General features: G+C 42.5%; 12 protein-coding genes and 7 tRNA genes. 18 read left to right on the top strand and 1 reads right to left on the bottom strand.

The features are described from left to right. Positions 1-14 precede the first annotated feature (14 nt). The 5 genes from truD (at position 15) to rpoS (ending at position 4,411) form a co-directional block, all read left to right on the top strand. Entirely contained in the window at positions 15-1,070 is a 1,056-nt protein-coding gene (truD, locus tag C9J46_RS06255) for a tRNA pseudouridine(13) synthase TruD (protein ID WP_107260270.1), read from the top strand. Continuing rightward, positions 1,048-1,797: a 5'/3'-nucleotidase SurE gene (gene surE / locus C9J46_RS06250; RefSeq protein ID WP_107206636.1), complete on the top strand. Its 750-nt coding sequence runs from the start codon at positions 1,048-1,050 to the stop codon at positions 1,795-1,797. The genes truD and surE overlap by 23 nt, the downstream gene beginning before the upstream one ends. Positions 1,798-1,799: 2 nt before the next feature. Continuing rightward, positions 1,800-2,429, top strand: a complete 630-nt coding sequence (locus C9J46_RS06245) for a protein-L-isoaspartate(D-aspartate) O-methyltransferase (protein WP_005371478.1) — start codon at positions 1,800-1,802, stop codon at positions 2,427-2,429. 21 nt (positions 2,430-2,450) lie between these two features. Beyond that, positions 2,451-3,314: a peptidoglycan DD-metalloendopeptidase family protein gene (locus C9J46_RS06240; protein ID WP_107206637.1), complete on the top strand. Its 864-nt coding sequence runs from the start codon at positions 2,451-2,453 to the stop codon at positions 3,312-3,314. Between the two features lie 83 nt (positions 3,315-3,397). After that, complete coding sequence (rpoS, locus tag C9J46_RS06235) at positions 3,398-4,411, top strand: RNA polymerase sigma factor RpoS (protein ID WP_107206638.1); 1,014 nt, start codon at positions 3,398-3,400, stop codon at positions 4,409-4,411. 117 nt (positions 4,412-4,528) lie between these two features. Here the strand turns inward: rpoS and mutS are convergent, their stop codons facing one another. After that, positions 4,529-7,108, bottom strand: coding sequence for a DNA mismatch repair protein MutS (gene mutS, locus C9J46_RS06230; RefSeq protein WP_107206639.1), 2,580 nt, complete (start codon positions 7,106-7,108; stop codon positions 4,529-4,531). Positions 7,109-7,346: 238 nt separating this feature from the next. Between mutS and pncC the strand changes: the two genes are divergently transcribed. The 13 genes from pncC to C9J46_RS06165 all read left to right on the top strand — a co-directional run bounded on the left by pncC (position 7,347) and on the right by C9J46_RS06165 (position 16,023). Then, on the top strand, positions 7,347-7,838 hold the full coding sequence (gene pncC, locus C9J46_RS06225; RefSeq protein WP_107206640.1) for a nicotinamide-nucleotide amidase: 492 nt from the start codon (positions 7,347-7,349) through the stop codon (positions 7,836-7,838). Positions 7,839-7,963: 125 nt separating this feature from the next. Continuing rightward, the gene (gene recA, locus C9J46_RS06220; protein WP_107246402.1) at positions 7,964-9,013 is read left to right on the top strand and encodes a recombinase RecA; all 1,050 of its coding nucleotides are present in this window, start codon (positions 7,964-7,966) and stop codon (positions 9,011-9,013) included. Positions 9,014-9,198: 185 nt separating this feature from the next. Then, the gene (gene kch, locus C9J46_RS06215; protein WP_107206642.1) at positions 9,199-10,428 is read left to right on the top strand and encodes a voltage-gated potassium channel protein; all 1,230 of its coding nucleotides are present in this window, start codon (positions 9,199-9,201) and stop codon (positions 10,426-10,428) included. A 289-nt stretch (positions 10,429-10,717) separates the two neighbouring features. Further along, complete coding sequence (alaS, locus tag C9J46_RS06210; RefSeq protein WP_107290676.1) at positions 10,718-13,342, top strand: alanine--tRNA ligase; 2,625 nt, start codon at positions 10,718-10,720, stop codon at positions 13,340-13,342. A 16-nt stretch (positions 13,343-13,358) separates the two neighbouring features. Further along, positions 13,359-14,543, top strand: a complete 1,185-nt coding sequence (locus C9J46_RS06205) for an aspartate kinase (RefSeq protein ID WP_107206644.1) — start codon at positions 13,359-13,361, stop codon at positions 14,541-14,543. Positions 14,544-14,629: 86 nt separating this feature from the next. Further along, on the top strand, positions 14,630-14,827 hold the full coding sequence (gene csrA / locus C9J46_RS06200) for a carbon storage regulator CsrA (RefSeq protein ID WP_005371488.1): 198 nt from the start codon (positions 14,630-14,632) through the stop codon (positions 14,825-14,827). Positions 14,828-15,075: 248 nt separating this feature from the next. Beyond that, positions 15,076-15,167: transfer RNA gene (locus tag C9J46_RS06195), tRNA-Ser, on the top strand. A 54-nt stretch (positions 15,168-15,221) separates the two neighbouring features. Further along, positions 15,222-15,298: transfer RNA gene (locus tag C9J46_RS06190), tRNA-Arg, on the top strand. A 48-nt stretch (positions 15,299-15,346) separates the two neighbouring features. After that, positions 15,347-15,438 (top strand) — tRNA-Ser (locus C9J46_RS06185). A gap of 62 nt (positions 15,439-15,500) precedes the next feature. Continuing rightward, positions 15,501-15,577: transfer RNA gene (locus C9J46_RS06180), tRNA-Arg, on the top strand. A gap of 48 nt (positions 15,578-15,625) precedes the next feature. Then, positions 15,626-15,717 (top strand) — tRNA-Ser (locus tag C9J46_RS06175). Positions 15,718-15,818: 101 nt separating this feature from the next. After that, positions 15,819-15,895: transfer RNA gene (locus C9J46_RS06170), tRNA-Arg, on the top strand. Positions 15,896-15,946: 51 nt separating this feature from the next. Further along, positions 15,947-16,023: transfer RNA gene (locus C9J46_RS06165), tRNA-Arg, on the top strand. Positions 16,024-16,047: the final 24 nt, after the last annotated feature.

Genomic DNA, 16,047 nt, shown 5'->3' with positions numbered 1-16,047 from the left:
CTGCAGAAAATATAATGGATTGTTTTAATTGGCTACATGCAAAGCCAATCTGTCACGGACGTCTTAAAGCCAGTCCTCAGGACTTCATCGTTAATGAAGAACTTGGTTTTAAATTTAGCGGTACAGGCGAGCACCTGATGGTGAAAATTCGCAAAGTCGGTGAAAACACCAAATATGTAGTGAATGAGTTAGCTAAAGCATGTGGTGTTAAATCACGTGATGTTAGCTGGGCTGGGTTGAAAGATCGCCATGCAATCACTGAGCAATGGTTAAGCGTTCACTTACCGGGTAAAGCTGATCCTGATTTAAGCCAATTTGAAGCTGAACATCCAGGTGTCGAAATTCTTGAAGTGACACGCCATGATAAAAAATTACGCCCAGGTGATTTAGCGGGGAACTGGTTCCAATTACGCCTTACTGATCTAGATAACCTTAATGCATTAACTGAGCGTCTGGAAATGATCAAAGCACAAGGTGTTGCAAACTATTTTGGTGAGCAGCGTTTTGGTCATGGTGGTAATAACGTGGTTAAAGCACGTGCTTGGGGCAATGATGAATTCCGTGTACGTGATAAGAGTAAGCGAAGTTTTTACTTATCAGCAGCACGTTCTTGGATGTTTAACCAAGTATTATCAAAGCGAATTGAGCAAGGTTTAACCTCAACCATTATGGCAGGCGATTGCTTACAAATGGCAGGCGATGAGCGCACGTTTGTTGCTGATGTGGTAACTGATGGACTCCAACAGCAAGTCAATAGTGGCGAGGTAGCTATTACCGGTCCGTTGCTTGGTGATAATGCTCTGCCAACTCAAGCTGAAGCACAAGCATTTGAGTTAGCAATTGTTGAACAAGAACCTGCATTGGTTAAGCTTGTTCGAGATAACCGAATGCGTCATGATCGTCGCGCATTATTATTAATGCCTAATAATATGCAATGGCATTTTGAAGACAAAGATTTGATTGTTTCATTTGCTCTGCCTGCTGGTAGTTTTGCCACCTCGGTAGTGCGTGAGTTAATCATGCCACTTAACTCTGAGGTTGTGAATGATGAGAATATTGATCAGCAATGATGATGGCATTTTTGCCGAAGGCATCAATACACTTGCAAAAGAATTAAGCCAACTGGCCGATGTAATTGTGGTTGCACCCGATCGAAATCGATCGGGTGCTTCAAATTCATTGACCTTAGATTATCCACTGCGTATTCGACAAGAAGCTGAAAACCGTATTTCAGTACAAGGAACGCCAACTGATTGTGTGCATTTTGCACTGAATGAATGGTTGGATGAACGTCCCGATATTGTCGTTGCAGGGATCAATCATGGCGCTAATTTAGGTGATGACGTGCTGTATTCCGGTACTGTGGCAGCGGCAACAGAAGGGCACTTTCTAGGTGTTCCTGCTATTGCAGTATCACTTGTTGGTAATACACACTTTATAACGGCAGCAAAGGTTGTGAAACAAGTGATTGAACAGCTATCTAAGCAGCCATTACCCAGCAACAATATATTAAATATTAATGTGCCTGATGTACCTTTTGAGCAACTTAAAGCTTGGCAAGTCACTCGTCTTGGGGCAAGACATCGTGCTGAAAATATGATCAAAGAGCATGACCCAAGAGGCCAACCACTATATTGGTTAGGCCCTCCTGGTCAATGCCAAGATGCTGGTATTGGTACTGACTTTTATGCGATAGAGCAAGGAGCGGTATCAATCACGCCTCTACAAGTCGATTTAACCGCGCATGATGCCATGGTTGGAATTGAGGGCTGGATGAAAAATGTGGAGATCCAGTAGTCATGCGGTATCAAAATCAAGTAGATAGCTTGATAACATTTTTAAACAATAAAGGGATAAGTAATCAACGTGTTCTCAATGCGATTGCAACAGTGCCTCGAGAGCGTTTTATTGATGAAGCTTTTTCCTATCAGGCATACGAAAACAATGCGTTACCCATAGGTAGCGGACAAACGATTTCTCAGCCTTATATTGTAGCAAGGATGACAGAGTTACTAGGGTTAACCTATCAATCCTCTGTATTAGAGATTGGTACTGGCTCTGGATATCAAACCGCCGTATTAGCACAGCTGGTTGAGCATGTTTATTCGGTTGAACGAATTAAAGCGTTGCAGTGGCAGGCCAAACGACGTTTCAAGCAGTTAGAGTTACATAATATATCAACCAAACATGGCGATGGCTGGCAAGGATGGGCAAGCAAAGGTCCCTTTGATGCGATTATCGTGACAGCTGCAGCAAGTGAGATCCCCCAGAGCTTACTTGCTCAACTTGTTGATGGTGGACGATTAATTTTACCTGTTGGTTGTCAACAGCAAGAATTGAAATTGATTGTTCGAAATGGCGAAGCATTTTGCGAAACCGTGATTGAACCCGTAAGATTTGTGCCTTTATTGGCTGGAGATTTGGCTTAAACCATGAATACAGAGTGTATGATGAAAAAAATAATTCAACCTTCCTTGTTAGCGGTGACGAGTATGATCCTGCTATCAGCTTGTAGTAGTCATACACCAGCACCGGTTGCCAATCTCAGCAAAGATTACTCACAATTAGAGCGTGGTAGTTTTAAAGGAAATTCATACACGGTAAAGAAAGGAGATACGTTATATTTTATTTCCTATGTTACGGGGCAAAATGTAAAAGATATTGTGAAAATCAATAATCTATCAGAGCCTTATATTATCTATCCAGGCCAGCGTTTAGTGCTCTCTAGTGGAAGTAATAGTTCATCATATAGTTCTTCAACGCCTCCTGTTGTGGTCAAGCCTCCTGTTGTAAATACCACTCCAACAACACCGAAAAAGCCAGTTGTTAAACAACCAGAGCAAAAAACAACCAATAAAACGGTTGCACAGCCAAAACCAAAAGAGTACTCTGAAAACTCAAAAGTTAACAAACCTGTAACAACTAAGCCAAGTACAAGTTCAGCAACATCTAAATGGGCTTGGCCTGTAAAAGGGAAAATTATTGCTGGTTTTTCTAATTCAGATAACGGCAATAGAGGTATTGATATTGCAGGTACGCGAGGAGAAGCTATTAAGGCGACTGCCGCAGGTCTTGTTGTATATGCTGGTGATGCGCTACCGGGTTACGGTAATTTAGTCATTATTAAGCATGGTGAAGACTACTTAAGTGCTTATGCACACAACGACAAAATTTTCGTAAAAGAACAACAACAAGTAAAAGCTGGGCAAAAGATAGCTTCCATGGGAAGCACTGGGGCTAGCAGTGTAAGGCTACACTTTGAAATTCGCTATAAGGGTAAATCCGTCGATCCGATGCGTTATTTACCGAAGTAAAAAGTGAAAGATCAATGATGCAGTAATAAGAGATGACATGATGAAGTTGTAATGTCTTGCTAACTCGCCATCTGGGAGGCGCTATGAGTAGAAGCAGCACAGCCACAAACCTTGATTCATTCACTTTAGACGAAGAACTGGATATTGATGTACCAGCACCTACGTCTGCTGATGATAGTTCTGAAACTACCGCAGCATCACCTGTAACCGATGATACAGATGATGCTGAACTTGCCAAATATGAGTCCACTCAAAAAGCACTGGATGCAACTCAACTCTATCTCGGTGAAATTGGCTATTCGCCCTTACTTACCGCAGAAGAAGAAGTATTGTATGCACGACGCGCATTAAGAGGCGATGAAGTCGCCCGTAAACGTATGATTGAAAGTAATCTTCGTTTAGTGGTTAAAATATCACGCCGTTATAGTAACCGAGGACTTGCGTTACTCGACTTAGTCGAAGAAGGTAATTTAGGCCTGATCCGTGCGGTTGAGAAGTTTGATCCCGAGCGTGGATTCCGTTTTTCTACCTATGCCACATGGTGGATCCGTCAAACGATTGAACGGGCTATCATGAATCAAACCCGTACTATTCGGCTGCCAATCCATGTCGTTAAAGAGCTCAATGTCTATTTACGTACAGCACGTGAATTAGCACAAAAGCTGGATCATGAGCCAACAGCAGAAGATATCGCTCAACAACTGGAAAAACCGGTTGATGATGTGAACCGTATGCTGCGCTTAAATGAGCGTGTGAGCTCGGTCGATAATCCGATCGGTGGGGATTCTGAAAAAGCACTGCTTGATATTATTCCTGATGAGAAAGGTGGCAGTCCTGAATCATCAACCCAAGACGATGATATAAAAAACTCTATTGTTCACTGGTTACAAGAACTCAACCCTAAACAACGTGAAGTGTTAGCGCGTCGATTTGGCCTATTAGGTTATGAGGCATCAACATTAGAAGATGTGGGACGAGAAATTGGTTTAACCCGTGAACGAGTACGTCAAATACAAGTTGAAGGCTTACGACGTTTGCGTGATATGTTGACTCATCAAGGGTTAAATATCGAATCACTATTTAATCAAGAAGTTTAGATTCAATATGGCTTTAACAATTATTTAAATCACTTTTTAAGAGTCAATAATGAATTTAAAGTAATAAAAAAGGACGCTTCAGCGTCCTTTATTGTATCTGATTTTAATGATGTTTAATTAAAGCAGCGCTTTTAAACGATAGAGCTCATCAAGTGCTTGACGTGGTGTTAACTCATCAGGATTAACGTTTGCTAAAGCTTCTTCTACTTCACTCGGCTCTGGGATCAAACTTAATTGATGCTCTTCTTTAGGTGCGCCCGTTGTGATCTCGCTAGGTTGCAGAGCTTGTTGGTGACCTGATGCCTCCAATTGCTGTAGTTTTATCTTAGCGCGTTTAATCACCGTCTTAGGCACCCCAGCTAAGCTCGCTACCGCTAAACCATAAGACTTGCTTGCGGCACCTTCTTGTACCGCATGCATAAAGGCGATTTCATCACCATGCTCAACGGCATCAAGGTGAACGTTAGCTAACCCTGTTAATAGTGATGGCAGCTCAGTCAATTCAAAGTAATGAGTCGCAAAAAGTGTCATGGCTGAGATTTTATCCGCGAGCCATTCTGCACTTGCCCATGCCAGCGATAAGCCGTCATAAGTACTAGTACCACGACCAATTTCATCCATTAAGACTAAACTTTGCTTGGTCGCATTGTGAAGAATATTAGCCGTCTCTGTCATTTCAACCATGAAAGTTGAGCGACCAGATGCTAAGTCATCAGAGGCACCAATACGGGTAAAGATGCGATCTAATGGACCAATTTTTACCGCTTCAGCTGGGACAAAAGAGCCAACATGTGCCATTAACGCAATTAATGCGGTTTGGCGCATATAGGTTGATTTTCCCCCCATATTAGGACCCGTGATGATTAACATACGACGGTCTTGATGAAGCGAAATAGGGTTGGCAATGAACGGTTCACTTAGCACATGCTCAACGACAGGGTGACGACCTGCTGTGATTTCAATACCTGTTTCTGTCATTAACTCAGGGCGACAGTAATTAAGGCTATCAGCACGTTCAGCAAGGTTGGTTAATACATCAAGCTCTGATAATGCACTTGCTGCATTTTGCAGTTGTTCAAGATGAGGCAATAGCTTATCAAACAGTTCTTCCCATAACTTCTTCTCAAGAGCGAGTGCTTTTGATTTAGAATTTAAGACTTTATCTTCATGCTCTTTAAGCTCAGGGATGATGTAACGCTCTGCGTTTTTCAGTGTTTGGCGACGAACATAATGACTTGGTACTAAGTGACTTTGACCACGGCTTACTTGAATAAAGAAACCGTGTACTTGGTTGAAGCCCACTTTTAGGCTGTCGATGTCGTGACGTTCGCGTTCACTGGCTTCTAATTCTTCTAAGAATTTAGTTGCGCCATCTGCTAAATCACGCCACTCATCAAGTTCTGCGTTATAACCCGGTGCAAGAACGCCACCATCACGAATGATAACCGGTGGATTTTCAATAATGGCATGCTCAAGTAATTCACATAGCTCGTCCATCGGCGCTGCGTGAGTGGCTAAGTCGTTAATGCGTGTTTGGGGTATTTCCGCTAATAATTCAGCAAGTTCTGGTAGATACTGCATTGCTGTTCGCATGCGTGCTAAATCGCGTGGACGTGCTGAACGTAATGCAAGACGCGCAAGAATACGTTCTAAGTCACCCATGTGACGCAAGACGCCCGATACATCGACAAACATGCCGCTATTTTTAAATGCTTCAATGGCATCTAGGCGACCATTTAATTGTTTTTGATCGCGAATAGGTTGGTGAAGCCAGCGTTTTAATAAACGACTCCCCATCGGCGTTGAGGTTTGATCGAGGACGGCAGCTAGTGTGTTATCGTAGCCACCGGCAAGGTTTTGCGTTAACTCTAAATTGCGACGTGTCGCAGCATCTAAGATAACCGCATGATCTTTAGTATCTAAAGTGATCGCACGAATATGTGGTAATGCCGTACGTTGGGTGTCTTTGACATATTGCATTAAACAGCCAGCCGCACATAGCCCTAACTCCGCATTCTCAACCCCAAAGCCGATTAAATCACGGGTACCAAATTGCAGAGTGAGTTGCTGGCGCGCGGTATCTAATTCAAACTCCCAAATAGGGCGACGACGTTTGCCTTTAAACGGTTCTACTAAATGTAGGTAGGTAAAATCTTCAGGATAAAGTAGTTCAGCAGGACTAGTACGTTGTAATTCAGCCTGCATTTCTTCTTCGCTGTTTGGCTCTGTGAGCATGAAGCGACCAGAGGTGATATCTAATGTTGCGTAGCCAAATTTATTATTTGCAGTATAGATAGCGGCAATTAAGTTATCACGTCGCTCGTTGAGTAACGCCTCATCACTGACCGTACCTGGCGTGACGATACGTACGACTTTACGTTCAACAGGGCCTTTACTGGTAGCCGGATCACCAATTTGCTCACAAATCGCAACAGATACACCTTGCTGAACCAATTTAGCTAAATAACCTTCAACCGCATGGTAAGGCACACCGGCCATCGGAATAGGCTCGCCATTGGTTGAGCCACGTTTGGTTAGCGAAATATCAAGCAGTTGAGAGGCACGTTTCGCATCATCAAAAAACATTTCATAGAAATCACCCATGCGATAGAACAATAATATATCAGGGTTCTCAGCTTTGATTCTTAAGAACTGCTGCATCATAGGTGTATGTTTTTCTAAGCCTTTTATCGTCACGATATTGCCTACTCTTGCTTGAACGTGGTCATGCCGACATAACAGCATGACCCATGAATATTTGATCGCTAAGGATACGTGAATCTGGCTATAGGGCAAAGTAGCGAAATACGTTTTTTTAGATATTTGCATTAGCCTTAGATAGGGGTAAAGTCGAGAAAAGAAATTGTAATTCGTATTATGAAACGAAATATCGAGAGCATTTCACGTTGATAGCGCTAGCAAGGAGCAAATAAAAATGAATATAGAACAACTTGCGACAGATTTAGGTCAGGCATTAAAAAATAAAAATTGGGTTGCAACGACAGCGGAATCTTGTACTGGAGGTGGTGTTGCTTATGCGATCACTGAAATTGCGGGCAGCTCTGCTTGGTTTAATCGCTCGTTTGTTACCTATAGCAACGAAGCAAAGCAAGAAATGTTAAGTGTTTCTAGCGCGACGTTAGCAGAATTTGGTGCGGTAAGTGAAGCTGTGGTATTTGAAATGGCTTGTGGCGCATTAGCGGCTTCACGGGCAGATATCAGTGTGGCGATCAGTGGCATTGCTGGCCCTGATGGTGGCAGTGAAGAAAAACCTGTCGGTACTGTCTGGTTTTGTTGGGCTGATGTAACGGGTTGGCGACAAACAACGTGTTGCCACTTTGAAGGCGATCGAAAAAATATACGATTACAAGCGATTGCTAAGGCATTGTCTGTCATGCTTGAACGAGCATCAAGTGTGGTGGAGTAGCACAAGGCTAATGCACATTTAACAAAAAAATTATGATCATCTATAGACACTGTATGAATAGACAGTATACTAGGCGGCATAGAAATACTTCACTCATTTCATTTTAGCATCCGTTGGAGAGTCGAATGGACGACAACAAACAAAAGGCTCTTGCCGCAGCGTTAGGCCAGATTGAGAAGCAGTTCGGTAAAGGTTCAATCATGAAGTTGGGCGATAACCGTACTATGGATATCGAAACCATTTCAACTGGTTCATTATCGTTAGATATTGCACTCGGTGCTGGTGGTTTACCGATGGGACGTATTGTAGAAATTTACGGTCCAGAATCATCTGGTAAAACAACTTTAACCCTTGAAACGATTGCAGCAGCTCAGCGTAAAGGAAAAACCTGTGCTTTCATCGATGCTGAACACGCACTTGATCCTATCTATGCGCAGAAGCTAGGTGTTGATATCGATCAGCTATTAGTTTCTCAGCCAGATACAGGTGAGCAAGCGCTTGAAATTTGTGATGCATTAGCTCGCTCTGGCGCGGTTGATTTAATCGTTGTTGACTCAGTGGCTGCTCTAACACCTAAAGCTGAAATCGAAGGTGAAATGGGCGACTCACACATGGGTCTCCAAGCACGTATGCTTTCACAAGCGATGCGTAAGTTAACGGGCAACCTTAAGCAGTCAAACTGTATGTGTATCTTCATCAACCAAATCCGTATGAAGATTGGTGTGATGTTCGGTAACCCTGAAACGACTACTGGTGGTAATGCACTGAAGTTCTATGCATCTGTTCGTCTTGATATCCGTCGTACTGGCGCAATCAAAGAAGGAGACGAAGTTGTTGGTAACGAAACACGTATTAAAGTAGTTAAAAACAAAATTGCAGCACCGTTTAAGCAAGCTGAAACTCAAATTCTTTATGGTCAAGGTTTCAACCGTAACGGCGAGCTCATTGATTTGGGTGTTAAGCATAAGTTAGTAGAAAAAGCGGGTGCTTGGTATAGTTACCAAGGTGATAAAATTGGTCAAGGTAAGGCAAACTCTTGTAAGTACTTGGTCGAAAACCCTGCAATTGCTGCAGAAATTGAGAAAAAATTACGTGACTTGCTACTAACACCTGTGACTGAGGGTGATCAAGTTGACGAGAAAAATAGTGATATTGAAGAAGACGAAGCATTCTAAATTACGTTAATTCGTATCAAGAAACCCAATCTTAGGATTGGGTTTTTTTATATCTGGTGTATTTTAGTTATAGAATGAAAATTAGATCCTCCTTAGTGTTGTATTTTGTTTTAATATAAATGAACGTTATTTTTTACTAAGCTATAACGGTAACTCATTGATATCGCTTAATAGGTATATAGAAAGTGAAAGACGGTTTTTCGTTATTACATTGGACAGGACGCATTTTTAAGCGTTTCGCGTTATGGCTCTATAGTATTAGGCATATTTTTGTCGCATTATTTGTATTGGTTAATAGCGGTTTAATTTTCCATACTATTTATGGTTTACCGATTGATCTGATCGCGATCTTTAATGTGAAAGATTATGAGCAAATTAACCATAGTTTTTTAACTAACGCGCCTTATTTCATGCTGGGTGTATTTATAGCTTTAAGCTCTATTGGACTCTTTTTTAGAGCTCGAATATCGTGGATGATCAGTTTCACTTTAATGATCATCGATACGCTTTATACCGCGCATATCCACCCTGATCAGACCTATAATATTCACTATGGCTTAATTTCTTTATTAATTTTATTTCTAGTTCGTCGCCATTTTTCAAGAAGCAGTGTTGCTGCGGGTAGTATTTTTGCGTTGATCAGCGTGATCACGTTAATGCTCACGTCAACCTATGGTGCGCTGTATTTTGGAGATGGTTTTGACCCTAAAATTACCTCATTATTGACCGCGTTTTATTACGCGATAGAAACTATGTCGACAGTGGGGTATGGTGATATTGTTCCCGTTTCGGAGCCTGCACGATTATTTACTATCTCAGTCATAGTGTCTGGTATCACGGTCTTTGCTACATCGGCGACATCAGTATTAGGTCCTGTTGTTCATAGTGGTTTTGAGCGACTTGTTAAAGGTAATACTAAAAAAATGAATAGAACTAATCATTTTATTATTTGTGGCTTATCTAGCCTTGCAATCAATACAATAAAGCAACTGTCTTCTCGTAAACAACCAATCACCGTGATCGTATCTCCTCGCACTCAACAAGCAGCGAAGGATTTACTTGAAGATTTAGATGTTGTAGTGGGGGATTACAGCGACGGTGAGATCTTAACTCAAGCCGGTGTCATGAATGCAAAAGCGGTGCTCGCATTAAGTGATGACGATGCTGATAATGCTTTTATTGTGCTGTCAGCGATTGAATTAGAAAGCAGTGCACGTACGGTTGCATTGGTAAATGACAGTAAAAATATTAATAAAGTGAAAAGTGTGAATCCTGATATTGTGATTTCACCGCAGCAATTTGCTAGTGATATTTTAGCGCGGGTGTTAAATGGTGAAAGTATTGATAGTGATTCGATCGTTTCTTCACTTCTTAACTCTGTTCAAGGCTTATCAGCAAAAGAGATCTCGAAATAGGTAGCCGAAAAGTGTTTATCTCATAAATTACGCGAACGTCTCATTCAATCCTGAGCTATCACCTACCAAATGCATTAAATAATCGGATTATTTAATGCATTTTCCCATATAACATTTTCAGTTATTGCTGCCGTTGTTTTACAATAGCCCCCAAAAAATTTATCTTAGTTCGATTACTCAGCTCGACCTTTTAACTAAAGTATGTTTTTCATACCCAAAAAGGCGAGGAGGAAGATCACATAAGTATGATTTTCTGTCTTTCAATAAAGCATTAATTCAGGATTTGCCAATGTACATGAGCACTGATGAGATCCGCCGTGCGTATCTTGCGTTTTTCGAGAGCAAAGGCCACCAAATAGTGGAAAGCTCCTCTCTTGTACCTGCGAACGACCCAACATTGTTGTTCACAAACGCGGGTATGAACCAATTTAAAGATGTTTTCTTAGGTTTAGAAAAGCGCAGCTACACGCGAGCGACAACGGCTCAGCGCTGTGTACGCGCAGGTGGTAAGCATAACGACCTTGAAAATGTAGGTTTTACAGCGCGTCATCATACATTCTTCGAAATGTTAGGTAACTTCAGCTTTGGCGATTACTTCAAGCATGATGCAATTGCATACGCTTGGGAATTTTTAACCTCTGTTCTTAAACTGCCAGCTGATCGTTTGGTTGTGACTGTGTATGAAACCGATGACGAAGCATTTGAAATCTGGAACAAAGAAATAGGTATTCCAGCTGATCGTATCGTGCGTATCGGTGATAAGAAAGGTGGCAAGCCTTTTGAGTCTGACAACTTCTGGCAGATGGGGGATACAGGTCCTTGTGGTCCATGTACAGAAATTTTCTACGATCACGGTGATCACATTTGGGGTGGACGTCCAGGTACACCAGAAGAAGATGGTGACCGTTTCATCGAGATCTGGAACAACGTATTTATGCAGTTCAACCGTCAAGCTGACGGTACAATGGAACCGCTACCTAAGCCTTCTGTTGATACCGGTATGGGTATTGAGCGTATTGCTGCAATTATGCAAGGCGTACATTCAAACTACGAAATCGACATTTTCCAAACGCTAATCAAAGAAGCGGCGAAAGTGATCGGCTTTGACGATCTGTCTAACCAATCACTACGCGTTGTGGCTGACCACATCCGTTCATGTGCTTACTTGATCTCTGATGGTGTTATGCCGTCAAACGAAGGTCGTGGTTACGTACTTCGTCGTATTATCCGTCGCGCAGTGCGTCACGGTAACAAGCTAGGCGCACAAGGTGCATTCTTCTACAAGCTTGTAGGTCCACTTGCTGAGATCATGGGTACCGCTGGTGAAGAGCTAAAAGCACAGCAAGAACTAGTAGAAAAAGTTCTTAAGATTGAAGAAGACAACTTTGGTCGTACTCTTGACCGAGGTTTGACAATTCTTAACGAAGCACTAGATAACTTAGACGGTAAAGTGCTTGATGGTGAAACAGTATTTAAACTATACGATACGTACGGTTTCCCTGCTGATTTAACCAACGATGTTGCTCGTGAGCGTGGCTTCACTATTGATGAAGACGGTTTTGAAGCGGCAATGGAAGAACAACGTCAACGTGCTCGTGATGCGGGTAACTTTGGTGTTGATTACAACACAGCAATCAAAGTTGATGCTGAAACAGAATTCTGTGGTTACAGCGCAACAGACGGTGAAGGTGAAATTGTTGCCCTATACCGTGATGGTATTGCTGTTGATAGCGTAAATGCAGGTGAAGAGGCGCTAGTCGTACTCACGAATACACCATTCTATGCAGAGTCAGGTGGTCAGTGTGGTGATAGCGGTATTCTTACTGCTGAAGGTGTACTGTTCAACGTTGCTGATACGCAAAAGTTTGGTGCAGCAATTGGTCATAAAGGTCAAGTTGCTGAAGGTACACTAACTGTTGGTCAAAAACTAACAGCGTCTGTAGATTCAACGCGCCGTGCAGCAATCAGCCTAAACCACTCAGCAACACACCTAATGCACGCAGCACTGCGTAACATTTTGGGTGAGCATGTGGCTCAGAAAGGTTCATTAGTCAAAGCTGATGGTCTACGTTTCGATTTCTCTAATCTAGAAGCCGTTAAACCAGAACAACTACGCGCTGTAGAAACCATGGTTAACGACCAAATCCGTGCTAACCATGCGATTGAAACCAATATCATGGACATCGAAGCGGCGAAAGCGAAAGGTGCAATGGCACTATTTGGCGAAAAATACGATGATGAAGTACGCGTACTAAGCATGGGTGAGTTTTCAACTGAGCTTTGTGGTGGTATTCACGCAACTCGCACTGGTGACATTGGTCTATTTAAGATCCTATCTGAAAGCGGTATCGCGGCTGGTATTCGTCGTATCGAAGCGGTAACAGGCGCTGCGGCAATTGAAGCGATGCATAACGAAGATGTAATGCTAGCTAAGACTGCTCGTCTAGTGAAATCTGATTCAGCATCAGTTGTAAGCAAAGTGGAAGCATTAGTTTCGCACAGCAAGCAACTTGAAAAAGAGATCCAACAATTAAAAGATAAGTTAGCGGCACAAGAAGGCGCAACACTTATCAATCAAACACAAGAGATTAATGGCGTTAAAGTTTTAATCGCAAAACTTAATGGCGCAGATAATAAAGCACTTCGTGGCATGGTTGATGAACTTAAAAATCAGCTAGGCAGTGGTGTTGTTCTACTTGGTAATGTAAGCGACGACAAAGTAGGCTTAATTGCAGGTGTAACAAAAGATCTTATTGGCAAAGTTAAAGCGGGTGAACTAGTTAACCTAGTTGCTCAACAAGTTGGCGGCAAGGGCGGTGGTCGTCCTGATATGGCGCAAGCTGGTGGTACAGATGCTGCAGCATTACCTGCGGCATTGGAAACCGTTGCACCATGGCTAGCTGATAAACTGTAATTACTGGAGAGGTAATGTGGCACTATTAGTGCAGAAATTTGGTGGAACATCGGTTGGCTCAATAGAGCGAATTGAAGCGGTGGCTGAGCGTGTGATAAAAGCACGCCAGTCTGGCCATCAAGTTGTCGTTGTTCTTTCTGCGATGGCTGGAGAGACCAATCGTTTATTAGGTCTAGCCAAGCAAATAGACGAAATACCAACACCACGTGAGCTAGATGTATTGCTTGCAGCGGGAGAGCAGGTGTCAATTGCCTTGTTAGCCATGGCATTGAATAAACGTGGCTACAGTGCGGTATCGTTGATCGCTGATCAGGTTGTTATTCGAACAGATAATGCATTTAATAATGCCACTATTCGTGAAGTTGAAACGCAGCGAATAACCGCATTACTTGGCGACGATAACATTGTTATTGTCGCTGGCTTTCAAGGTCGTGATATTGATGGCAATATTACGACATTGGGGCGCGGTGGTTCTGATACCACCGCAGTAGCGATTGCAAGTGCGTTAGATGCAGACGAATGTCAGATCTTTACTGATGTTGATGGCGTTTATTCTACCGATCCAAGAATTGTTCCTACAGCAATACGACTCGATGTCATTCATTTTGACTACATGACGTCAATGGCTCGTTTGGGTGCGAAAGTACTACAGCTACAATCTGTTGAGTATGCTTGCCAGCATCGCGTTCCACTTCGTGTACTTTCTTCTTTTGATGATAGTGAAGGGACGCTAGTAAATTTTGATAGTATGGTTTCATCAACTATTATTGGTATCGCGTTACAAAATCAACATGCGTTGCTTGAAATAGCGCTTCCAGAAACTGAGATCAGCAAACATTTAGCATTATTTGGTGGAACTGCGTGGATTATTGCTCATGCAAGTGATGAGAATAAATCACAAATAGTTGTTGTAAATGATGATATTGCACGCTTGAAGCTAGTTTTTGATAGTAAAATGCGCCATATTGGTATGGTCTCCATTCTTTCCTTAGTAGGAGATAACACGGAACACTATTTGGATTCAGTTCAAAAGGTGTTAAAGGAGGCTAACATTAAAGTGCATACTTACCAGAGTGACAAACAATGTTTATCTTTGTTAATTAATGATGATGATCATGTCGCTGCTGTAGATTTAATCCATAAAAGGTTTGTGGTTGACGGCCAAAGTCTGGATAATCAATCATATCTCGCTGTTTCTTGAGCAGTGGCTATTTACGAAGTCGTAAATAATATTGGATAGTAAACGTTAAATTCTTATAAGATTGAGATGACTCAAGGAGCACATAAATGTTAATTTTGACACGTCGCGTAGGTGAAACCCTAATGATCGGTGATGAAGTGACCGTAACTGTTTTAGGTGTTAAAGGTAACCAAGTACGTATTGGTGTTAATGCACCTAAAGAAGTATCTGTTCACCGCGAAGAAATTTACATGCGAATTCAAGCGGAAAAAGAAACAGACTCTCAGGGTTCTGGTAACTATTAATTTGAAGAAGGTCTGGTATAAAACTAGGCCTTTTTTGTATTTGTAATAAATGAATGCGTTTAAAAATTTATTTAATCGCGAGTAATTACAGGCCCCATTAAGTTAAAAGTAAGTGAATAATTCAACGCTTACGTTGTATTAATTACCTCATTGATTATTAAGTACGCATGCGGTTCGTGATTGTCATTTTTTATCAATAAAGTGATTGACTTATTTTTGGCTGACAGTAATATGAGCCCCCGAAAGACGGTGAGGTGGCCGAGAGGCTGAAGGCGCTCCCCTGCTAAGGGAGTATACGGTTTATCCCGTATCGAGGGTTCGAATCCCTCCTTCACCGCCATCTTTCAACTTGTTTTATTTTGATAAGATAAGTTAGCCATATAAGGCATTTAGTGCGCGCGTAGCTCAGCTGGATAGAGTACCTGGCTACGAACCAGGCGGTCGGAGGTTCGAATCCTCCCGCGCGCACCATTATTTAGAGTGATGAGTGGTAAACTTGTTATTCGCACCGATTTGTGTGGTGAGGTGGCCGAGAGGCTGAAGGCGCTCCCCTGCTAAGGGAGTATACGGTTTATCCCGTATCGAGGGTTCGAATCCCTCCTTCACCGCCATTATTATTGATGGCAACCTTGTTGATATCAATATGGTGTTTCTTTAGCGAGAAGCACCCAGTGCGCGCGTAGCTCAGCTGGATAGAGTACCTGGCTACGAACCAGGCGGTCGGAGGTTCGAATCCTCCCGCGCGCACCATTATTTAGGATGATGAGTGGTAAACTTGTTATTCACACCGATTTGTGTGGTGAGGTGGCCGAGAGGCTGAAGGCGCTCCCCTGCTAAGGGAGTATACGGTTTATCCCGTATCGAGGGTTCGAATCCCTCCTTCACCGCCATTTATTTTGCTTTCGTCAACGATTATCGCAAGGTAAGGTTTGTCGACTGCACTATTTCCTTTTATAGCTTAAAGGAATATCTTTCTCTAAGAAAGAACAGTGCGCGCGTAGCTCAGCTGGATAGAGTACCTGGCTACGAACCAGGCGGTCGGAGGTTCGAATCCTCCCGCGCGCACCATTACTTAAACGTGATAAGCCTCAATGCTTGTTGCTGTTACACCGATTTAGTGCGCGCGTAGCTCAGCTGGATAGAGTACCTGGCTACGAACCAGGCGGTCGGAGGTTCGAATCCTCCCGCGCGCACCATTATTTAAACGTGATAAGCCTCAA

Source organism: Photobacterium sp. GB-36 (assembly GCF_003026135.1).
In the GTDB taxonomy this organism is placed as follows: Bacteria; Pseudomonadota; Gammaproteobacteria; order Enterobacterales; family Vibrionaceae; genus Photobacterium.
The sequence above is the reverse complement of the archived record's forward strand: the minus strand, read 5'-3'. Positions and strand labels throughout refer to the sequence as shown.